The organism is Streptomyces pseudogriseolus (assembly GCA_002154585.1).
Taxonomy (GTDB): Bacteria; Actinomycetota; Actinomycetes; order Streptomycetales; family Streptomycetaceae; genus Streptomyces; species Streptomyces pseudogriseolus.
This window is the reverse complement of record MUNG01000457.1, coordinates 1-20,228: the sequence shown is the minus strand read 5'-3', so window position 1 is coordinate 20,228 and position 20,228 is coordinate 1. Positions and strand designations below refer to the sequence as shown.

Annotated in this window: 21 protein-coding genes; 11 read left to right on the top strand and 10 right to left on the bottom strand. The window is 74.0% G+C overall.

Features of this window, described 5'->3' with window-relative positions; translation table 11 throughout:
• On the top strand, positions 1-301 hold a 301-nt coding region (locus CCN29_RS30870), incomplete at its 5' end, for a peptidoglycan-binding domain-containing protein (protein WP_143661417.1).
• A 178-nt stretch (positions 302-479) separates the two neighbouring features.
• On the opposite strand, the gene CCN29_RS30865 is transcribed toward CCN29_RS30870, so the two are convergent.
• The 3 genes from CCN29_RS30865 to CCN29_RS30855 form a co-directional block, all read right to left on the bottom strand.
• On the bottom strand, positions 480-2,894 hold the full coding sequence (locus CCN29_RS30865; RefSeq protein WP_228730925.1) for a SpoIIE family protein phosphatase: 2,415 nt from the start codon (positions 2,892-2,894) through the stop codon (positions 480-482).
• A gap of 222 nt (positions 2,895-3,116) precedes the next feature.
• Positions 3,117-3,485, bottom strand: coding sequence for a hypothetical protein (locus tag CCN29_RS30860; protein ID WP_006132959.1), 369 nt, complete (start codon positions 3,483-3,485; stop codon positions 3,117-3,119).
• Between the two features lie 341 nt (positions 3,486-3,826).
• Positions 3,827-4,750: a MurR/RpiR family transcriptional regulator gene (locus CCN29_RS30855; RefSeq protein ID WP_006132960.1), complete on the bottom strand. Its 924-nt coding sequence runs from the start codon at positions 4,748-4,750 to the stop codon at positions 3,827-3,829.
• Positions 4,751-4,968: 218 nt separating this feature from the next.
• On the opposite strand from CCN29_RS30855, the gene CCN29_RS36425 reads away from it, so the two are divergent.
• Both CCN29_RS36425 and CCN29_RS30850 read left to right on the top strand, forming a co-directional pair.
• A complete protein-coding gene (locus tag CCN29_RS36425; protein ID WP_167334624.1) occupies positions 4,969-5,130 on the top strand; it encodes a hypothetical protein in 162 nt (53 codons plus the stop codon).
• Between the two features lie 130 nt (positions 5,131-5,260).
• On the top strand, positions 5,261-5,674 hold the full coding sequence (locus CCN29_RS30850) for a DUF3662 domain-containing protein (RefSeq protein ID WP_006132961.1): 414 nt from the start codon (positions 5,261-5,263) through the stop codon (positions 5,672-5,674).
• Positions 5,675-5,709: 35 nt separating this feature from the next.
• Here the strand turns inward: CCN29_RS30850 and CCN29_RS30845 are convergent, their stop codons facing one another.
• Positions 5,710-7,242, bottom strand: coding sequence for an ArnT family glycosyltransferase (locus CCN29_RS30845; protein WP_442538577.1), 1,533 nt, complete (start codon positions 7,240-7,242; stop codon positions 5,710-5,712).
• 134 nt (positions 7,243-7,376) lie between these two features.
• Positions 7,377-8,024 carry a nucleoside/nucleotide kinase family protein gene (locus tag CCN29_RS30840; protein WP_031063222.1) on the bottom strand — a complete coding sequence of 216 codons (648 nt, stop codon included), beginning with the start codon at positions 8,022-8,024 and terminating at the stop codon, positions 7,377-7,379.
• A gap of 92 nt (positions 8,025-8,116) precedes the next feature.
• On the opposite strand from CCN29_RS30840, the gene CCN29_RS30835 reads away from it, so the two are divergent.
• The 3 genes from CCN29_RS30835 (at position 8,117) to CCN29_RS30825 (ending at position 11,136) form a co-directional block, all read left to right on the top strand.
• A complete protein-coding gene (locus CCN29_RS30835) occupies positions 8,117-8,857 on the top strand; it encodes an HAD family hydrolase (RefSeq protein ID WP_006132964.1) in 741 nt (246 codons plus the stop codon).
• Between the two features lie 185 nt (positions 8,858-9,042).
• The gene (locus CCN29_RS30830) at positions 9,043-10,536 is read left to right on the top strand and encodes a hypothetical protein (RefSeq protein ID WP_086685804.1); all 1,494 of its coding nucleotides are present in this window, start codon (positions 9,043-9,045) and stop codon (positions 10,534-10,536) included.
• A 117-nt stretch (positions 10,537-10,653) separates the two neighbouring features.
• Positions 10,654-11,136 carry a DUF5709 domain-containing protein gene (locus CCN29_RS30825; RefSeq protein WP_086685802.1) on the top strand — a complete coding sequence of 161 codons (483 nt, stop codon included), beginning with the start codon at positions 10,654-10,656 and terminating at the stop codon, positions 11,134-11,136.
• A gap of 269 nt (positions 11,137-11,405) precedes the next feature.
• Here CCN29_RS30825 and CCN29_RS30820 read toward each other — a convergent pair whose 3' ends face one another.
• The 4 genes from CCN29_RS30820 to CCN29_RS30805 form a co-directional block, all read right to left on the bottom strand.
• Positions 11,406-11,612: a hypothetical protein gene (locus CCN29_RS30820; RefSeq protein WP_006132967.1), complete on the bottom strand. Its 207-nt coding sequence runs from the start codon at positions 11,610-11,612 to the stop codon at positions 11,406-11,408.
• Between the two features lie 203 nt (positions 11,613-11,815).
• The gene (locus CCN29_RS30815; protein ID WP_086685801.1) at positions 11,816-13,021 is read right to left on the bottom strand and encodes a beta-1,3-glucanase family protein; all 1,206 of its coding nucleotides are present in this window, start codon (positions 13,019-13,021) and stop codon (positions 11,816-11,818) included.
• Positions 13,022-13,340: 319 nt separating this feature from the next.
• Positions 13,341-14,231, bottom strand: a complete 891-nt coding sequence (locus tag CCN29_RS30810; RefSeq protein ID WP_086685814.1) for a Gfo/Idh/MocA family protein — start codon at positions 14,229-14,231, stop codon at positions 13,341-13,343.
• 156 nt (positions 14,232-14,387) lie between these two features.
• A complete protein-coding gene (locus CCN29_RS30805; protein WP_086685800.1) occupies positions 14,388-14,804 on the bottom strand; it encodes a VOC family protein in 417 nt (138 codons plus the stop codon).
• Between the two features lie 219 nt (positions 14,805-15,023).
• Between CCN29_RS30805 and CCN29_RS30800 the strand changes: the two genes are divergently transcribed.
• The 3 genes from CCN29_RS30800 (at position 15,024) to CCN29_RS30790 (ending at position 18,229) form a co-directional block, all read left to right on the top strand.
• Positions 15,024-15,881: an aldo/keto reductase gene (locus CCN29_RS30800; RefSeq protein WP_031063233.1), complete on the top strand. Its 858-nt coding sequence runs from the start codon at positions 15,024-15,026 to the stop codon at positions 15,879-15,881.
• A 176-nt stretch (positions 15,882-16,057) separates the two neighbouring features.
• Positions 16,058-17,827 (top strand): ABC transporter ATP-binding protein, encoded by a 1,770-nt coding sequence (locus CCN29_RS30795; RefSeq protein WP_031063236.1) that lies wholly within the window; start codon positions 16,058-16,060, stop codon positions 17,825-17,827.
• Between the two features lie 144 nt (positions 17,828-17,971).
• On the top strand, positions 17,972-18,229 hold the full coding sequence (locus tag CCN29_RS30790) for a DUF5133 domain-containing protein (RefSeq protein WP_006132976.1): 258 nt from the start codon (positions 17,972-17,974) through the stop codon (positions 18,227-18,229).
• Here the strand turns inward: CCN29_RS30790 and CCN29_RS30785 are convergent.
• Positions 18,185-19,213, bottom strand: a complete 1,029-nt coding sequence (locus CCN29_RS30785; protein WP_086685799.1) for a GlxA family transcriptional regulator — start codon at positions 19,211-19,213, stop codon at positions 18,185-18,187. The genes CCN29_RS30790 and CCN29_RS30785 overlap by 45 nt on opposite strands.
• 201 nt (positions 19,214-19,414) lie before the next feature.
• Here CCN29_RS30785 and CCN29_RS30780 point away from each other — a divergent pair, with 201 nt between their 5' ends.
• Together CCN29_RS30780 and CCN29_RS30775 are read left to right on the top strand one after the other, a co-directional pair.
• Entirely contained in the window at positions 19,415-19,888 is a 474-nt protein-coding gene (locus CCN29_RS30780; RefSeq protein WP_006132978.1) for a hypothetical protein, read from the top strand.
• A 93-nt stretch (positions 19,889-19,981) separates the two neighbouring features.
• Positions 19,982-20,200 carry a hypothetical protein gene (locus CCN29_RS30775; protein WP_086685798.1) on the top strand — a complete coding sequence of 73 codons (219 nt, stop codon included), beginning with the start codon at positions 19,982-19,984 and terminating at the stop codon, positions 20,198-20,200.
• Positions 20,201-20,228: the final 28 nt, after the last annotated feature.

Genomic DNA, 20,228 nt, shown 5'->3' with positions numbered 1-20,228 from the left:
GGCCCCCACCGCCACCGCTCCCACGCCCTCGCGCACGGCCGCCCCCGCCGAGGACGGCTTCCTGCGCGAGGGCGACTTCGGCCCCGAGGTGGCCGCACTCCAGGAACGCCTGCTGCGCATCCCCGACGTCTACCGCGACGGCCCGACCGACGGCCGCTACGACGCCACACTCCGCGCAGCGGTCGCCCGCTTCCAGCTCTGGTACGGCATCCGCGGCGACGAGACAGGCGTCTACGGCGACGACACCCGCCAGGCCCTGGAAAGCCGCACGGGCGGGGAGGAGGGCGGGGACACGGTGTAGGCCGGCCTACGGTGCCCGGCTCACGCCGAGGTCTCGCCCGGCGGAGCCCCGGCTCCGCCGGGGGGGGGGAGTGAGCGCCCTCCGGCGCCTGGGCCGTCCGGAAGCGTGACCGCGCACCGGTCTCCGGCCTCGCGGAGGTCACCACTGCGACGTCGGGACCGGGCCGCGCCCACCCCCCTCAAAGGTCCCGCGGCACGCGGATGTCCAGTACGCACACGTCGTCCCGGCGTTCGTCCTCCAGCATCACGTCCAGGAGCGTGCCCAGGGAGCCGGGGGTGTGCTCCGGGTGGGCGGCTGCCGCGTCGGCCAGGCGGGCGAGACCGACGTCGATGTTCTCCGGGGCGCGTTCGACCAGGCCATCGGTGTACATGAGCAGCCGGTCGCCCGGTTCGAGACGGTGCTCGGCCTCCTCGAAGTGCGGGTCCAGTGTCGCGCCCAGCAGTATGCCCCGGGGGCGGCGCAGGTACGTCGCCGCGCCGTCGCGCAGCAGCAGAGGCGGCGTGTGGCCGGCCTGCGCCCACACCAGCCGGCGGTCCTCCGCGTGGTAGCGGGCGATGACCATCGTCGCCGTGCCGTGCGGGTCCCGGGAGTGCAGCAGCAGCGAGTTGAGCCGGGACAGCGCGCCCGTGAGCGACGAGCCGGTGCTGACCATGCCCTTCGCGGTGAAGCGCAGCTGCGCCATCGTGGCGACCGCGTCCACGCCGTGGCCGGCCACGTCCCCGATGACGAACAGGGAGTCCCCGTCGGGCAGCTCCACCGCGCTGAACCAGTCCCCGCCGACATGGATGCCGGCCTGCGCGGGCAGGTACGCGACTTCGACGCGCAGCCCGGACAGGTCGATCACCTTGTCGGGCAGCGGCAGCAGCGCGTTCTGGAGCCTGGCCACGAGGATGCGCTCCGACTGGAGCACGTCGTGCTGGGTGAGGATCGCCCGCTCGCTCTCCACCAGCGCCAGTTCCGCCCGGCGCCGCGCGGTCAGGTCCTGCACGACCCCGTGCACCTCGAACGGGGTGCCGTGGCCGTCCGCCACCACCTCGGCGACCAGCCGCAGATGCCGTACGCCGCTCCGGCCGGAGATCCGGAACGACGTGTCGAACGGCCGGCCCTCGCGCAGCAGGGCCTCGACGGCGGACCGCAGCGCCGGCCGGTCCTCGGGCAGCGCGAGCCCGGGGACGCCGTCGAGCCGGACGGGACCGTCCGCCGGGTCCCGGTCGAGGATCGTGAAGACCTGCGCCGACCAGGACGACTCGTCCCGCGCCAGGTTCCAGTTGGCCCAGCCGACATTGCCCAGCCGCTGGAGCTCCGCAAGCCGCTGCTCCTGCCGGTCCGAGGAGTCGTGCCGCAGCCAGGCGACCACCAGCGCGTCCTCCAGGCGGGTCACCCGCACCGAGTAGGTGGCCAGCTCCAGGACGCCGTCGACGGACTGCTGGTGCGCGAACGGCTCGCTCTCGTACGGCCCGCCGCCCGCCAGGGCGCTGAGGCAGCCCTGCCACACCGGCAGGTCCGTGAGGCCGGGCCGCACCTCGCGCAGCCGCCGCCCGGTCGGGTCGCCGGAGGAGCCGCCGAGGAGGTCGGCCGCCTGGGCGGTGGCGGCGTCGACGCGGAAGTCCTCCACGTCACCGGAGGACGAGGTGACAGGAGTCAGCAGCATCGCCGGGACCGGCAGCGCCGCGAACAGCGACCGGACGGCGTTCGTGTCGGCCTCGTGCAGCTTGACCGACGACGAGGTCAAGCTGCGCAGCCGGCCCGCGCACAGCCGGACGACGCCCCGCAGATGCGTGCGGTCATGCGAGGTGAAGGCGCCCGGACGTCCGCGCAGCACGCCGATGCACACGTCGGAGCCGTCCCAGGCGCGCAGCGGCAGCCAGACCCGGGACTGCCATCGTTCGGGCGGCTCACCGATGAGCAGATAGCGTCTGCTGTCCTCGGAGAAGTGCTCCAGCCAGCGAGGCTCACCGGTCTGCAGGGCGTCCACCACGGCCATCCCGCTGAAGGGCGGCACATGGCGCCAGCGGGCGGCCAGCCCGTCGTCGATGCCGGCGTACCCGGACAGTTCCAGGCCGCCGCCCGACCGGCGTACGTAGATCATCACCGACTCCGCGTCCAGCTCCGGGACGAGGTGGTTCAGAAGGCACTGGGCCAGGGCCTGGTGCGTGTCCACGTGGACCAGGGCACGGCCGAGGCGGCTCAGGGCGTCGGCGACGTCGTCGGGCGCGGCGAAGGGCGCCGGGGCGTCGTCGGCGGACGGGCTGGAGGCGGCAGCCGTCGCGGACCCGTTGCCGTCCCGCGTGCGCGGCGCGTCCGCGTCGTCGCTGGGGCGGGCGGGCGTCAGCTCGCCCAGCGTGACCCAGCACTCCTCCAGCGCGGTGCGCCCGGCGGCCTTGGCCCGCTGGTACAGGGTCTCCTCGGCCGCGTCCGCGGTGCAGCCGGCCAGAGCCATCACGACGCCCTTGGCGCGCTCCACGACGACCGTCGTGGCGGCATGCTCCCCAAGCCTGTCCATCTCGGCGCGCTGCTGGGCGACGACCCTCGCCAGCTCGACCACGTCCGGGACCGTGCCGGACGTGGTCGGGGCAAAGCGATCGCTCTTCACGCACCGAGCATCGCACACCTGCGTGTATTCGTTGACCTGCTTGTCGTCTCCGGTCCGGGACGGGGACGGGACGCGGTGGTCCGGGCGCGCCCGCGCGGGGCCGGCAGGCGCCCTACGGGGACGGCACGGGCCGGGCGGGCGCGTACGCAAGGTGTACGGGGTCCGCGCGCTCCGTGCGCAGGCTGTGCGGGGCCGGGAGCGCGACTGCCGGGCCGGGCGCGGTCAGCGGGCGCTCTCGCCCAGGGCCCTGGTGACCGCGCGCACGCTCCGCGCGATGTGCTGGAGCTGCATCAGCTCGGCGGCGTACAGCTTGATCGCGTGTTCGATGGCGCCTTCGTGCAGCCCCAGCCGGGGCAGGTCCGCGCGGGCGGTCTGGAGCGCGGTGCGCGCCACCCGTATCTCGTTCTCGACCTGGATCTGGGCGTGCCGGGCGAGCAGTACGGGGTGCCGGACGAACGCCGGGTAGCTCGCGTAGCGCGCGGGCACCAGCTCGCGCAGCCATTTGACGGCCGAGCGTTCCCAGTCGTAGCTCCCGGGGGTCTTGACCTGGCAGGGCCAGTCGGGTCCGAGGCGCGTGGACGTCAGAGGCATGTTCTTCGCTTCCGGGTGTACGGCGTCGCCGGCACGGGCGACGAGGTGGGGCGGCCCCGGTCTAGGGGATGACCGGGACCGCCACGGTTGGCCGGGCAGGGGAAGCCCGGCCGAACACCCTGGCCGCCGATGCGGGTGGAGGCCGGCGGCCCCGGGCGTCCGTGCGGGGTGGGTGCGGTGAGCGGAACGCGGTCCGGGAGCGGCCCGGGCGGCGATCCGTGAGCAGTATTTATATATGCCGTCCGCTTGGCAAGACGCATGAAAACATTCATGCCGTATCGAAAGCGCGTGAGGTGCGCGCCGCGAGCCGTTCCCGCCCCGGGCCGTACCGAATCGGGGACTCAGTCCCGCAGGAAGAACTGGTGCTCGTCGGCGACCTGCTCGTAGTCCTCGAGCCGCGCCTGCGTGCGCTCCGGGTCGGCGTCCGTCATCGCCTGGAGCAGCGCCGCGCACATCACGCCGGGCGCCGCGTACGAGTCGAAGACCAGGCGGGACCCGGTGCCGGTCGCGAAGGCGACGTCCACCTCGTCCACCAGCGGCCCCAGCGCCAGGTCGGTGATCAGCGCGACCTTCAGCCCGGCGCTGCGCGCCACCCGCACCGCCGTCAGCGTCTCCTGGGCGTGCCGCGGCATGGAGAACGCCAGCACCCAGGTCCCGCCCGCCTCCCGCGACTGCAGCAGGGCGTCGTAGGCCACGCTGCCGCCGAGCGTCACCAGCCGCACGTCCGGGTGGATCCGGCGCGCGGCGTACGCGAAGTACTCGGCCAGCGACACGGAGATGCGCAGGCCCAGGACGGTCAGCGGGGTGGAGGCCGACAGGGCGCGGCCCACCTCGATGACGCGGCCGGTGTCGGCGAGGTCGCGGCGCAGGTTCTCCAGGTTCTCGATCTCGGCGTCCACCGCCGCCTGGAGTTCGTTGCCCCGGTGCTCCTCGGCCGGGCCGGCGCCGCCGGAACGGGTGCCGAGCGTGATCGACTGGAGCTTCTCCCGCAGCGCCGGGTAGCCGCTGAACCCGACCGCCGACGCGAACCGGGTCACCGAGGGCTGGCTCACCCCGACCCGGTCGGCGAGATCCGTGATCGACAGGAACGCCGCCTCGGCGATGTGCTCGATCAGGTACTGCGCGATGCGCCGCTGTCCGGGGGAGAGCCGGGGTTTGTCGAAGAGGGCGCGGAGCTGGGCCGTGGGGGACGGCTCCGTCTCCTCACCCGCCTTGGCCGAGGTGATCGCGGATGCCTGTGCGCGTGCCTGCTGCGGCGATGGCACCGGTGCGCCTCCCTTGTCTCCCACGAGGGTTCAACATAGCCGAACCCCTCCTGCGACCAGCGTGGTCGGCGACGGAGACCGGCCACGGAAGATCGCCCCCGCTTCCCGGGGGATATCCCCGCCCGCTCAGGGAACCCGGCGACTCGACGCCGTACAGCGGCACGGCCGCTCAGCGACATCGCCAACCCCCCCCCCGCAAGACGAGGAGCACCGCGGACATGACCGTCCCCGAGGAGAACCGGCCCAAGACGCACGACACCGACGAGACCCTCGAGCAGCGGCGCGAGGGTGACGCGCAGACGCAGGGCGGCACCGGCCGGACCATGCGCGAGGCGCTGGAGGAGGCCGAGATCAAGCCCGACGACTACGAGGAGCGGTAGGGCGTGCCGCTCGGATCACGCCGCGGGCACGGGGACCGGCCGGTCCCCGGCCGCGCGGCCTGGTCCGAACGCCATGCCCGCCGCGCCCCCCGCCCCGTCCCGACGCGACCGAGTTTCGGCAGGTGACAGCATGAGCGCCCTCAGCGCGCTGGAAACGGCACTGGAGAACCGATGGGAGGCCCTGTGGGCGCGGATGTCCGGGCGTGATCCGCTCGAACTCGTCGACGCGCTGCGGCGCGAGTGCGACAGCAACGCGGTGGTGTGCCGCGCGGGGCGGGTGATGGTCCCCAACGCCTACGACGTCGAACTGTCCGCGCCCGTGCACGAGGAGCTGACCCGGCGCGGCGACAGCGTGGGCCAGATGCTCACCGACCGGCTGGCCCGGCACGCCGCCCGCAACGGCTACGAGTGGGCGGGCCCGCTCACCGTGCACGTCCGCCGCTCCGCCGAGGTGCCCAACGGCCGCTACCGCGTGGTCAGTACGGTGATGCGGCACGTGAGCGCGGTCGGTTTCCGGCGCGCCGCCCGTCCCGCGGACGGCTGAGCTCGGGACGACCGGGGCCCCCGGTCGCCGCGCCCTCATCGCCGGTAGAGCGTGATCGAGTGACCCACGTCGTCGATCCGCCTGCTGTTGTCGATGAGTTCGGCCAGCCGCCCGGTCGCCTTGGCCGCCGCGGAGTCCGACACCACCAGCACGCCGTGCACCGCGTCCGGCGCCGCCCGGCGCGGATCGCGGGCGTCGATCCCGTAGTACGCGGGCACCCCCGCCCCCTTGTAGACCAGCCAGACCGGCTCGCCCCGGTACCGCTCCTTCAGCCGGTCGGCGAGCCGGCCGAGGTCCTGGCCCCAGTCGACGTTGGAGTCGTGGAGCCGGTACCGGGTCCGCTCCGGCCCGCCGAACGCCTCGTTGGAGTACGGGAGATAGAAGGGGAACGTCCGCAGCGAGCTCACCGCGACGAACACCGCCAGCGCGGCCGTCACCGCCGGCGTCCACCGCCGGCGCACCAGGACCACGCACCCGGCTGCCACCGCGAGGAACATCGGCAGGAACACCGCGTACCGGGTGCCGAAGTCCCGCGACCCGTACATGGCCGCGGCCAGCAGCACCGCGGGCGCCGCCAGCAGATACGGCGCGGCGGGCCGCAGCGGGCGCAGGGCCGTCACCGTCACCGCGCCCGCCGTCCACAGTGCCAGCGCGCCCAGCGGTGTCTTCACCAGCAGCGCGGCCGGCAGGTAGTACCAGAGCGACCCGGTGTAGAGCCGCCCGAAGAGGAAGCCCTGCCAGGGCCGGTTCTCCAGACCGAACTGGAGCCGCATGCCGTCCCGGAACGGCTCGGGAAGCGGCAGGAGGTGCACGGTGAGGCCGCGCAGCCCGCCGACCGAGGGGATGTGCTGCGGGGGACCCCAGCGCAGCCGGGGATCGACGGCCAGGTACGCCACCCACACGGCGGCGCACGCGGTCAGCGCGAACACCGCGCCCCCGGCGACCGCCCGCAGCACCCGGCGGGGAGCGGCGCACCACACCGACACGGCGGCGACGAGCACCAGCACCGGCAGCGCGGGCAGCACGCTCATCTTCGTGGCCAGCGCCGCCCCGAACGCCGCGCCGGCGAGCGGCACGTACAGGCGTGGCCGCGATCGCGCCCGCCACAGCAGCCAGGCCGACGTCAGCACGAACCCGGCCGCCGGGACGTCCAGGGTCGCCAGCGAGCCGTGCGCGATCACGTCGGGGGAGAGGGCGTAGAGCGCGAGCGCCACCGACGCGCCCGCGCGCCCGGCCAGTTCGCGCGCGAACGCGAACACCACCAGCCCGAACCCCAGCGTCAGCACGATCACCGGCAGGCGCGCCCAGAACATCACCTGCCACGGGTCGTTGCCCGACTCGTACAGCAACCGCCGCCCCAGCGCGGTCTGGTCGCCTTCGAACCCCGGCTCCAGGCGCGGATCGGCGACCGCCACCCCGGCGGCGATCACCAGCTTGCCGAGCGGCGGATGCTCGGGGTTGAAGCGGAGACTGTGCTCGTCCAGGTAGACCGCGGCCGTGCCCACGTAGACTGGCTCGTCGATCGTGGGCGTCTGCCGGACGGCGGCCGTCACCATCGCCACGGCCATCTGCCCCAGCAGCAGGGTGACCAGCACGGGCACCCACCACCGTCGCGCCCACGCCGTCACCTGACGCACCGTGCGTCCCGCTCCCGGCGCCGACGGAAGCCCAGGTGCGCGGCGGCCCGGCGTCTCCGCGGACGTCACGCCAACCGCTCCACCGGCACCACCAGGTCCGCGCGGTCCCGGGTCGCCGCCACCAGGGCCGCGTTGCGCTCGTCGGAGCGCTCCACCCAGGCGACCGCGTCCTCGTGCGACTTGCCGAACCGCTCATGACGGGCGATCAGCCGCCGCACCCGGCGCTCCTCGTCCGCCGCGCAGAACCACACCTCGTCCAGCAGCGGGCGTACCCGCGCCCACGCGCCGGTGTCCAGCAGCAGGTAGTTGCCCTCCGTGACGACCAGGCGCGCGGCGGGGAGCACGGGGATCGCCCCGGCCAGCGGCTGTTCCAGCTCCCGCTCGAAGCCGGGCGCGTACACGACCTCGCCGGCCGCGTCCTCGTCCCGCAGCCGCCGCAGCAGGGCCGCGTACCCGGCCGCGTCGAAGGTGTCGGGGGCGCCCTTGCGGTCCCGGCGGCCCAGCCGCTCCAGCTCCGCGTCGGCCAGGTGGAAGCCGTCCATGGGGACGTGCGCCGCCCACGGCTCCCCGGAGCCGTTCAGCGCGCGCACCAGGCGTTCGGCGAGCGTGGACTTGCCCGCGCCGGGGCTTCCGGCGATGCCGAGGACCGCGCGCCGCCCGTCCCGGGGGAGGGCGCGGGCGCGGCGGAGAAGGTCGTCGAAGGTCAGCTCCACAGAGCAGAGTGTGTCACCCGGAAGGCCGCACCCCGCCACCCGTGCGGCCCGCGCCGCTCCCGATCCCGCCCCGCACGGGGAACCGTGACGGTATGACGGATCTGGGCCTGCCCGACGGCATCGAGGCGTGCCTCTTCGACCTCGACGGCGTGGTGACGAACACGGCCGTGGTGCACGCCGCCGCGTGGAAGGAGATGTTCGACGCCTTCCTGCGCGAGCGGGACGGCGAGGGCTTCACGCCGTTCACCGCCGCCGACTACGACGCCTACGTGGACGGCAGGCCGCGCGCCGACGGGGTGCGCGCCTTCCTCGGCTCGCGGGGCGTCCGGCTGCCCGAGGGCGCCCCTGACGACCCGCCGGCCGCCGCCACCGTGCACGGGCTGGGCAACCGCAAGAACGAGCTGCTGCTGGCACGGATCCGCACCGACGGCGTGGAGCCCTACGACAGCACCCTGCGCTATCTGCGCGCCGTCCGCGCCCGCGGCCTGCGCACCGCCATCGTCTCCTCCAGCGCCAACTGCCGTGACGTGCTGCACTCGATCGACGCCGAGGACCTGTTCGACGTACGGGTCGACGGGGTGGTCGCCGCCGAGCGCGGCCTGCCGGGCAAGCCCGCGCCCGACACCTTCCTCGCCGCCGCCCGCGAGCTGGGCGTGGAGCCCGCCCGGGCCGCGGTGTTCGAGGACGCGCTGGCCGGCATGGACGCCGGACGCGCCGGAGGGTTCGGCCATGTCGTCGGCGTGGACCGCGTCGGACAGGCCGCTGCCCTGTACGCGCACGGCGCCGACCGGGTCGTCGGCGACCTGTCGGAACTCCGGGGCGGCGACGCGTGACGGCCGCGCACCGTCGGTGCGTGAGGGGCGCACTCCTACGGCGCGCGGCCGTATATCGCCTGCGCCGCCCACCACTCCGGGTTAGCTTTGGCCATGATTCCCCCTTATCCGTATTCCTCAAGACGTGGAGCCCATGTGGCTCTTGAGAGACGTCACCCCACACCGGCGGCAGCGAAGGACGGACGATGACCCACGGCGCCGGCGCCCCGCCGACCGTCACCCGGCGGAGCGAGGAACGCTCACGGCCGGCCGGCCCGCGGCCCGCCCGCGACACGCGGGCGCTCGCGGTGCTCGCCGCCGTCTTCACCCTGGCCCAGCTCGCCCTCGTCCGGCCCACCCTGGGCCTCGGCTGGGACGAGATCGTCTACACCAGCCAGGTCACCACCCACCACCCGGCCGCCTTCTTCAGCGCCCCCCGCTCCCGGGGCGTCTCCCTGCTCGTCGCGCCCGTCGCCTCCTGGTCCGACTCCACCGTGCTGCTGCGGATCTACCTCGCGCTGCTCTCCGGACTCGGCCTGTATCTCGCCCTGCGCGTCTGGCGCGGGCTGTTCCCGGCCCGCGTCCTGGTGACCGCCGGCGCCTTCTTCGCCTTCCTGTGGGTGACCCTCTTCTACGGCCCGCAGGCCATGCCCAACTACTGGGTCGCGATCGGCGCGCTGATCGCCGTGGGCGCCTTCCTGCGCCACCGCCGGGACCCCCCGTCCGCGGGCACGCTGTGGGCCGTCGTCGCGGGGGCCGCGCTCATGGCGTGGATGCGGCCCACCGACGCCGTGTGGGTCTCGGTCCCGCTGCTCGTCCTCGCGGCGGCATGGCGGCGTCCCCGCCTCCTGGCGGCGCTCGTGGGCGGCCTGCTGGCGGGCGGCGTGCCCTGGGTGATCGAGGCGTACACGTCGTTCGGCGGCCTCTCCGAACGGCTGGCCGAGGCGTCCCGCATCCAGGGCGGGCTCGGCCTGCACATGGCCGTCGACGACCAGCTCCGCAGCCTCGGCGGACGCGCCCTGTGCCGCCCCTGCACGGGGGAGATGCCCCACCCGGTCGTCACCCTGTGGTGGTTCGTGCTGCCGCTGCTCGCGGTGCTCGGCCTGGTCGTCGCCGTCCGCGCGCACCGCGCCCTGCGCACGGTCGTCCCGCTGGTCTGCGCCGTCACCGCCGCGCTGCCGTACCTGTTCACCATCGAGTACGCGGCGCCGCGCTTCCTCCAGCCCGCCTACGCGCTGCTCGCGCTGCCCGTCGCCGACGCCCTGTGGTACCTGGTCACGGCGCCGCGCGGGCGGTGGCGGCCGGTGCTGAGAGGGGTGGTCGCGGTGGGTCTGGCGGGCCATCTGGCGGTGCAGCTGACCGTGCTGGTGCACACCGTGAACCGCTCCGACGCGAGCCGGCAGGACTGGGCGAGCACCGCCGAGGGGCTGCACCGGCTCGGCGTCCGCCCGCCCTGTCTGGTCACCGGCCACGAGTCCATCCCCATCGGCTACTACACCGGCTGCTCCTCCGGTGCGACCGCCGGCAACAACGAGAACATGACGGCCGCGGACGTCCGGCGCACCGCCGGGCGCGTCCCGGTCGCCGAGATCACCCGCGTCGGCGGCAGGCCCAACGCCTACGCGCGGACCTGGCCCGTCCACCGGGTCGAGGACTACGAGATCCGCGTCGCGCCCGGCCCGCACGCGCCACGGGAGTGAGATCCGGCGCTTTTCCCGCAGGTGGGGCGGCTCACGGGGTTAGACACCGGCTGACGGGAAACGCGGACCGCACATCCAGGACGGCGCGAGCCGACGCAGCGCGACAGGGAGGACGCCATGGGCTCCGAACCGATGGGGGACGACGTCTACCAGCCCACCGGGACCAACGAGCAGCAGGAGGATGGCGCCCCGCTCGACATGCAGGACGCCCTCGACGAGCGGGACTACGACGACATGCTCGACGAGGGCTACTCGCCGCCGGAGAAGGCGGTGGGCGTCACCAAGCACGGCGTCACCGCCGCCGAGCAGCACGACGGCGAGACCCTGGACGAACGGCTGGCCCAGGAGGTGCCGGACGCGGACGCGACGGCCGGCGACGGAGTGGGCGACCTGCCGGGCGGCGAGGGCGAGCCGGTCGACCCGGAGGCGGGCGGCGCCCGCGCGGGACGCCTGGTCGCACCGGACGAGGGCGCCCACACCGACGTCACCAAGGAGTCCGTCGCCGACGACGTCGGCATCGACGGCGGCGCGGCGGGCGCGGAGGAGGCCGCGATGCACGTCGTGGAGGACGACACGGAACTCCCCGACGACCGCCGCTAGGACTCCGCCCGGCGCACCACACCGCACACACACGGGCCGCCACACCCCTCGAGGCTGTGGCGGCCCGGCTCGTTGCCGCACCGCCGCTGCTGGACCGGCACATCTGCAGGCTCTGACGCTGCAGGGCCTGCGCCCGCGGCCGGACACGCCCTGGGCGGCAGGCCCCGGCGCCCGGTCCGCACAACGCCGTCGGGCCCGGTGCACGCGCGGTGCGCCGGGCCCGACGGCGTCCCGCTGCCGAAGGCGCGGGGACCGGGCCGTGCGGTGACTTACGGGAGGATCTTCTCCATCGCGGCGGGACCCTCCTCGGCGAGCTTCCGCCGGGCCCACTCGAGGTTCTGCGGGGTGAGGTCCTTGCCGCTGGCGAGAACCAGGTCTTCCGGCGACACCTCGCCGCCGGTGCGGGTGTGGAGCAGGCTGTCCGGGGTGGCGCGGTCCTCGCTCTGCCGGGACGCGTCGGGCTGGGACGTCGACATCTTCGGGCTCCTCGGGTCCGGATCGCTGGTACGGCCCGGCGCCGGGCGCCGGGTCCCGTACTCAGCCTTCACCGCGGAGGCCCGCCGTGCATCCGGAGCGTCCCGGGCGCCCGCGGTGGGGCGCCCGGGGCCGTCCGGGTGCGGGGCCTCCCCGTGCATGCCGGGGTACCGTGCCCCGCCCCCGGGAAACCTGCTCCCCGCGCTCACTCGAAGGACGTGAGCGTCAGCCGCAGTCCGGTGGGCGCCGTGTCCTGGATGTACGAGGCGAAGTCCGCCACGTCGTCGAACGCGAACCCGTACGCCTTGCCGTCCTCGGTGGCCGCGTGCATGGCCTTGGAGTAGTGGTTGGTCAGCTCGGTCAGGTAGAACTGCGCGGGGTCGGCGGTCGGCTGCTCGGTGTGGCTGAGCAGCGTCGAGCGGTTGAAGCCCGCGCCCAGGATCGCGGCGACCGGGCCCGTGGTGCCGTCGTTGGGTGCGGCCAGGGCGCCGTCGCAGAACAGCACGTCGCGGGTGGACGGCTTGCCGAACGCGACCTGGGCGGGCCCGTCGAAGGTGAACCGGTCCCCGCGCACCCGCCCGGTGAAGGTGCCGGCGTTGGTGGTGACCTTCAGGTCCCGGCCGGTGTAGGTGCTCCACACCTCGTCGATGTACGGGGCGAAGTAGTCCTTGGCGAACAGCCCGGCGTCCAGGCCGTGGCCCGGCGCGATGATCCGGGTGTCGTCCACCACCAGCTTGTCGAAGCCCTCGGCCTGCTTGACGGCGGCGAACGCGGCCGCGCGGCCCCCGGCCCGGACCGTGCCCGTGGTCTGCTCCTTGGAGCCGGTGAGGCGGATGCTCAGCGGCACGCTGAACATGTCGACCATCGTGGTGTTGCAGAACATGCCGGCGGAGTTGAAGGTGAACTCCGCGCAGTCGTGCAGCACGCCGAAGTTGGGGTCCGAGGAGACCCACCCGGCCGGGTACTGCAGCGCGGCCGCGCCGTTGCCGTCGGCGACGGCCTTGAACTTCAGCTTCTCGCCCAGCGCGACGTAGATCCGGCCGGACATGTACGGCAGCGACAGCGTTGTCTCGGTGCCGGAGAGGCTGATCGCGTAGTCCGTGAAGCCGTCCGCGCCGTTGTCGGCCAGGTCGATCGGGGCGAGCGTGCCGTCGGGGGTGAGGCGGACCTGACGGCCGTCGGCGTTGCCCACGACGTACACGTGCACGGAGGCGTTGTCGAAGGAGCCGTTGTTGTTGACGATCGTCAGCGGCAGCGTGCCGGCCGCCTTGGTGCCGGACCCGCCGTCACCGGACTGGTCGGCGAGGGCGTGGGGGGCGATCGCCGCGGCCGCGGGGAGCGCCACGGCGGCTCCGCCGAGGGCGAAGAGCAGCTTGCGGCGGCCGAGGGTGCGCTGGTGCCGAGGAGTCATGTGGGGGGGTCTCCAGAGTACTCGTGCGGATTGCGGTGGGCACACCGGCCGGCCGGCCCGGGAGGCGAGTGAGAGCGCTCTCAGACCGTGCGTCGGGACCGGCACGCGGCACCGATGGTAGGGACCGCGGCCGGGTCCGCCAACGCGTCCGACTTGTCCCCGACCCCCTCTGACCTGCGCCTACTTGATTGAACGACAAACCGCGCACGATCGCTTAACCGGTCCTTAAGGATCGTTTAAGCCGGCCCGGGAGGCCCGGACACGCAGCGCACCGGCCGCACTGCGCAGGGTGTACGACCCGGGAGCCGCGCCCGGCGTCTCAGCGGGTGCCGCTGTGCAGCAGCGTCTCCGCGGTGGCGAGGATCCGGGTCACCGTGCAGGCGAACCGCGCGTCGCACGGGTGCGGTTGACCGGAGCCGGCCGCGGCGATCAACGCGTCCGCGGCCCGGCCGAGCGCCGGAACCACGTCCCCCCGGGCCTCCGGCAGCGTGGTCACCCCGGACGCGCCCCGCAGCTCCACCATGGCGCCCGCCGCGGCCGGGGGAGCGGTCAGGCTCAGGGTCGTACTGCTCGACGCCCCGCCCGTGTGGTCGAGGACCATATGCACGGTGTCGCCGGGCCCGTACGCCGCCGCCGTCACCCGGCGCGGCTCTCCCAGCACCGGCAGCAGCACGGACAGGGCGTGCGGGCCGACGTCCCACAGCGCGCCCTTCTCCTGCCGCCAGGGCGAGGCGGCGAACGGGTTGTCCTCGACGGTGAACACCGCGCCCAGCCACTGCGCGCGCCCGGTGAACCACCCGCCCACGCGCGCCTGTTCCTCGATCCAGGCCTGCGGCTCGGGCTGGAAGCGGGTGGTGAAGAAGACCACGGAGGCCACCCCGGCCGCCTCGGCCGCGTCCACGACCGCGCGCCCCTGCGCCACCGTCGTGGCGAGCGGCTTGTCCAGCAGCAGATGGCGGCCCGCCCGCGCGGCCCGAACCGCCAGCTCCGCCTGCACGGCCGGCGGCAGCGCCACGGCGACCGCGTCCACGTCGGCGAGCAGCGCGTCGACGTCCTCGTACGCCCGGACACCGTGCACCGCGGCCAGCTCCCGCGCGGCCTCGGGCCTGCGGCCCCACACGCCGACGAAGTCCAGGGCGGGGTGCCCGCCCAGCGCGGGGGCGTGCGCCGCCCGCGCCCAGGGGCCGGTGCCGAGCAGTCCGATCCGCATGCCGCCGCCTCTCCCCGGGCCGCTGTCCGCCGCCGGGCCGTCGTCCACTGCCGGGCCGCCGTCCGCGCCGCGACCGCCGGCGCGTGCCCGGATCGCACGATGATCCCCGCCGTGACGCCGTGTCAACCGCCGAAGTGCCGCGCTCGGCGCGGCGCCTCAGCCCTGCGGCGTGCTGATGTTCACCATCCACGGGACGCCGAACCGGTCCGTGCACATCCCGAAGATGTCACCCCACATCTGCCGCTCCAGCGGCACCGACACCTGGCCCCCGTCGGACAGCTTCTCCCAGTAGCGGCGCAGCGTGTCCTCCTCCTCGCCGCTGAGGCTGACGGCGAAGTTGTTGCCGGAGGCGTACTCCATGCCGGGAGGCCCGTCCGAGCCCATGATCGTGAAGCCGTCGGGGGTGGTGAGCATGCCGTGCATGATCTTGTCGGCGTACTCCTGACCGGCGCCGCCGCCCATCTCGCCGAAGGTGTGCAGGTTCAGGTCCCCGCCGAAGACCTCCTTGTAGTACTCCATCGCCTCCCGGGCGTTCCCGTCGAAGTTGAGGTACGGATTGAGGAGCGGGGCCATCGGAACCTCCTGTGAGGGGCGAAGGGTCGGTTCCGCGCAGCGTAACGCCGGGGGTGGGCCGACGCGCGGTGAAGAGGTCCGGGGGCGGACGGGGTCGATTCAGCGACCGGCCGGATGAATCCGTTCGGATTTCCCTGTTGGATTTCCGGGCACCCGGCGGCGAGGCTGGAACGCGTTCCCACGATCGCCAGCACGACAGCCGGAAGGGGCTCCGCGCACATGCATACGCGTCGAATCGGTGAGGTCGAGGTCTCCGCGATCGGACTGGGCGGGATGCCCATGTCGATCGAGGGACGGCCCGACGAGTCCCGTTCGCTGGCCACCCTGCACGCTGCCCTGGACGCGGGCGTCACCCTGATCGACACCGCGGACTCCTACCACCGGGACGCCGGAGAGGTGGGGCACAACGAGAGCCTGATCGCCAAGGCGCTCTCCACCCACGAGCGGGGCGGTGACGTCCTGGTCGCCACCAAGGGCGGCCATCTGCGGCCCGGCGACGGCAGCTGGACCCTCGACGGCAGCCCCGACCACCTGAAGCGGGCCTGTGAGGCGTCGCTGCGCCGGCTGGGCGTGGAGGCGATCGGCCTCTACCAGTTCCACCGGCCCGACCCCCGCGTCCCGTACGCCGAGTCCGTCGGCGCGATCCGCGACCTGCTCGACGAGGGCAAGATCCGCATGGCGGGCATCTCCAACGCGAACCCCGAGCAGATCCGTCAGGCCCAGGAGATCCTCGGCGGGCGCCTGGTCTCCGTGCAGAACCAGTTCTCGCCCGCCTTCCGCTCCAGCGAGCCGGAGCTGGAGCTGTGCGACGAGCTCGGTGTCGCCTTCCTGCCCTGGAGCCCGTTCGGCGGCATCTCCCGGGCCGGTGAACTCGGCTCCTCCTACGCGCCGTTCGCGCGGGTGGCGCAGGAGCACGGGGTGAGCGCGCACCAGGTGTGCCTGGCCTGGATGCTCGCCAGGTCGCCGGTCGTCGTGCCGATCCCGGGCGCGAGCCGTCCCGAGTCGATCCAGGACTCCGTGCGCGCCGCGGATCTCACGCTGAGCGCCGAGGAGATCGCGGAGCTCGACGCGGCCTGAAGCGGCCGCACCACCCGCGCCCGGCGCCCCCGACGGGCGCCGGGCGCCGTTCGCGCGCCGTCCCGGGGGCGGATCCGCGCCGGGCCGGGCGCTCTGCAGGGCGCTGCTCGAACCGCTGCCCAAGGCGCTCCTCGTGGCGCCTGTCAGGACGCTTCTCAGGGGGGGGACCACCGTCCATGGCATCGCCGCAGATGAGACCGCTCGACCACCGCTACCGGGGCGAGCATCCGGTGCGCACGCTCGGCTACCTGTTCCGCGCCGACCGCGGCCGCCTGGCCGCGGCCGTCGTCGTGTTCACCGTCAAGCACAGCCCCGTCTGGCTGCTGCCGCTGATCACCGCGTCGATCATCGACACCGTCGTCCAGCACCAGCCGGTCTCCCGGCTGTGGGCCAGTACCGGCTTCATCCTGGTGATCCTGCTGGTCAACTACCCGCTGCACGTGCTGTACGTCCGGCTCCTGTACGGCAGCGTCCGCCGCATGGGCACCGCCCTGCGCTCCGCGCTGTGCACGCGCATGCAGCAGCTCTCCATCGGCTACCACTCCCGGGTCAGCGCGGGCGTGCTCCAGGCCAAGGTGGTCCGGGACGTCGAGACCGTCGAGCAGATGGTGCAGCAGACCGCGGAGACCGGGCTCGGCGCGCTCACCGTGCTGGCCGGCGGACTGGTCATCATCGGCGTCCGCACCCCCGAGTTCCTGCCCGTGTTCCTCGTCGTCGTGCCCGCCGCGGCCCTGCTCGTCGCCCGGCTGAGGGCGCGGCTGCGCACCCACAACGAGCACTTCCGGCACGAGGTGGAGACCCTCTCCTCCCGCGTGACCGAGATGACCCGGCTGATCCCCGTCACCCGCGCCCACGGCTTGGAGGGCAAGGCGCTGCGCCGCATGCACGGCACCCTCGACCGGCTGCTCACCTCCGGGATGCGCCTCGACCTGGTCAACGGCCGGTTCGGCTCGCTGGCCTGGGTGGTCCTCAACGTGGTCGGCGTGATGGTGCTGGCCGGCGCCGCCCTCGTGTCGTACTACGACGTGTGGGGCGTCACCGCCGGCGACGTCGTGATGCTCAGCGCCTTCCTGACCACGCTCACCAACTCCACCACCACGCTGGCGGGTCTGGCCCCGGTCATCACCAAGGGGCTGGAGTCCGTGCGCTCGGTCGGCGAGGTGCTCCAGGCGCCGGAGCTGGAGGACAACGAGGGCAAGGCCGAACTCACCGCGCTGCGCGGCGCGGTGACATTCGAGGGCGTCGCGCACGCCTACGACGCCGACGACCGCCCGGCCGTACGGGACTTCACCCTCGACGTCGCCCCCGGCGAGACGGTCGCCCTGGTCGGCGCGTCCGGGGCGGGCAAGTCCACGGTGCTCAACCTCGTCATCGGGTTCATCCGCCCCACCTCCGGCCGGCTGCTGGTCGACGGCGTCGACATGAACACCCTGGACCTGCGCACCTACCGGCGGTTCCTGTCCGTGGTGCCCCAGGAGTCGATCCTGTTCGACGGCACCGTGCGGGAGAACGTCGCCTACGGCATGGACGACGCGGACGAGGAGACGGTCCGCGCCGCGCTGCGCGACGCGAACGCGCTGGAGTTCGTCGACCGGCTGCCCCAGGGCCTGGACACCCTCGTCGGGGAGCGCGGGGCGCGGCTGTCCGGCGGCCAGCGCCAGCGGCTGGCGATCGCCCGCGCGCTGATCCGGGACCCCAAGGTGCTGGTGCTGGACGAGGCGACGTCGGCGCTGGACACCCGCTCGGAGGCGCTGGTGCAGGAGGCGCTCGCCCGGCTGCTGCGCGGGCGGACCACGTTCGTCGTGGCGCACCGGCTGTCCACGGTGCGCGGGGCCGACCGGATCGTGGTGATGGCCGACGGGACCGTCCAGGAGGTCGGCACGCACGAGGAGCTGCTGCGGCGGGGCGGGGCGTACACGGCGCTGCACAGCGGACAGGTGGCCTGAGCGGGCGCGGCGGGAACGGTCGTCCGCCCCGACGGTCCGGTCGCAGAGCGAATGTTTTCGGTCAATTTCGATCAGCCGGGCGCGGGAAGTGCGTGCTTTCGCCGTCTTCGGGCATACGCAGCGAAAACACGAGAGGGGTGCTACGTGCTCGTACCGGATCCGAAGGTCGTCAGGCAGCTGCTGACGCGGTATGCGACGCTGCGGATCGCGCAGGCGGAAGGACGGGCGGCGGCGGTCGCCGGGGAACTGGCGGACGTCACCCGCGGGCTCTGCGCGACGATGGGCACGACAAGCATCCACGACGCCGTCGCACGCGCTGACGACCTGCTCGCCCGGGCCCGGACGGACCTCCGCCGGTCACCCGAGGCGGACGGGGAGGGCGGCCTGTCGCTGGCCGTCTGAGCCAGGGGAGCGGCCGTGCACGCGGACGGCCGCGGCCCGCCCGCCCCGGAACGACCTCCGATAGGCGTCCGGGGTCGTGCCCACCACCTTGCGGAACCGTTCGCGGAACGCGGTGACCGAGCCGAACCCGGCCTGCTGGGCGATCCGGTCGACCGTGTGGTCGCCGGACTCCAGCAGGTACTGGGCGCGCCGCACCCGGGCCCGCAGCAGCCACTGGAGCGGCGTCGTGCCGGTCTGCTCGCGGAAGCGGCGGCTGAAGGTGCGCTCGCTCATCCCGGCCCGCGCCGCCATCGCGGTCAGCGTCACCTCGCGCGCGAGGTTGTCCTCGATCCACTCCAGCAGCGGCTCCAGGTCCGAGCCGCGCGGCACCGGCGGATGCTCGTGCACGATGAACTGGGCCTGCCCGCCCTCCCGTTCCAGCGGCATCACCGACATCCGCGCGGCGTTCGCCGCCACCGCCGACCCGAAGTCACGGCGGATCATGTGCAGGCACATGTCCAGCGCGGCGGCGGCCCCGGCCGAGGTGAGGATCCGCCCGTTGTCCACGTAGAGCACGTCCGGCTCCACCTCCACCCGCGGATACGCGTGCGCGAACTCCTCGGCCGCCGCCCAGTGCGTGGTGGCGCGCAGCCCGTCGAGCAGGCCCGCCTCCGCCAGCACGAAGGCGCCGACGCACACCGACGCGATCCGGGTGCCCGCCGCGGCGGCCTCCCGCAGCGCCGCCAGCACCGCGGGCGAGGGCGGCGGGGAGCCCGGGGCGCGCCCCGGCACGATCACCGTGTCGGCGTCCGCCAGCGCCTCCAGCCCGCGCTCGACGCGCAGCGCGAAGCCGCCGTCCGCGGCCACCTCCGGACGCTCGGCGCACAGCCGGACGCGGTACGGATGCCGGCCGTCGGGCAGTCGCGTGAAGTCGAACACCTGCATGGGGGCCGCCATGTCGAACGGCACCACACCGTCGAGTACGAGGATCGCCACGGAGTGCATGAACGCCAGGGTAGACGGGTTCCCGCCATGCGGTCGGACCTGGGCCGACGCCCGGTACGCCTGGTCGGGGCGGTTGGCGGGAATCCGTGGGGAACTGTCGATCCAGCCGCTGTCCGGCCGCCGCGACGGCCTCTAGCGTGATCACGGCATCCGCCGACCCCTGTACGGCTGTCCCGCCGTCCCGTCAACGAAAGAGCCCCGGTGACCAAGCTGCTCCTGTCCCTCCACGTCCTGGCCGCCATCGTCGCCGTCGGTCCGGTGACCGTCGCCGCCAGCATGTTCCCGCCGGCCGCGCGCCGCGCCGCCCCGGCGGACGGGACGGACCCCGGCCCGCGCGCCGCCGGCACCGTGGAGCTGCTCCACCGCATCTGCCGCGTCTACGCCGGACTCGGCGCGCTCGTACCGGTGCTGGGCCTCGCCACCGGCCTCGCGATGGGCGTCCTGGGCGACGCCTGGCTCGTCACCTCGGTCTTCCTGACCGCCGTGGCCGCGGGTCTGCTCATCGCCCTCGTGCTCCCCCGTCAGGGCGAACTCGTCGCGCAGGTGACCGAGGGCCGGCCGGTCGAGCCCCGGAGCACCGTGCAACTCGCCATGTTCACCGGCGTGTTCAACCTGCTCTGGGCGACCGTCACCGTCCTGATGATCGTCCGGCCCGGGTCCACGACGGGAGCCTGACGTCCGGAACGCCCACTTCACCCCCGTTGGCCGCCTACACTCGGCAGTCGCGGCCCCGAACCGGGGACGCCGAGCAGAAAGGCACGTTGTCGGGTGTTCCAGGATTCCCCCATCTACGACCGACTCATCGCGGAGTGCGGCGACGTGCCCGCACAGGTCCGCCGCGAGGCCGAACGCGTGAGCAGGGAACTGGAGTCGGTCATGCGGCCCCTTCGGTCGCCCGGCTACGGCTCCGGCCTCGACCGCTCGCAGCAGGCCCCCGGCAACGGCTGGCAGCGCGCGGCCCTGCTGCCCGGACCCCGCCCGCACTGACCCCGCCCGCACCGGCCCTGGCCGGACC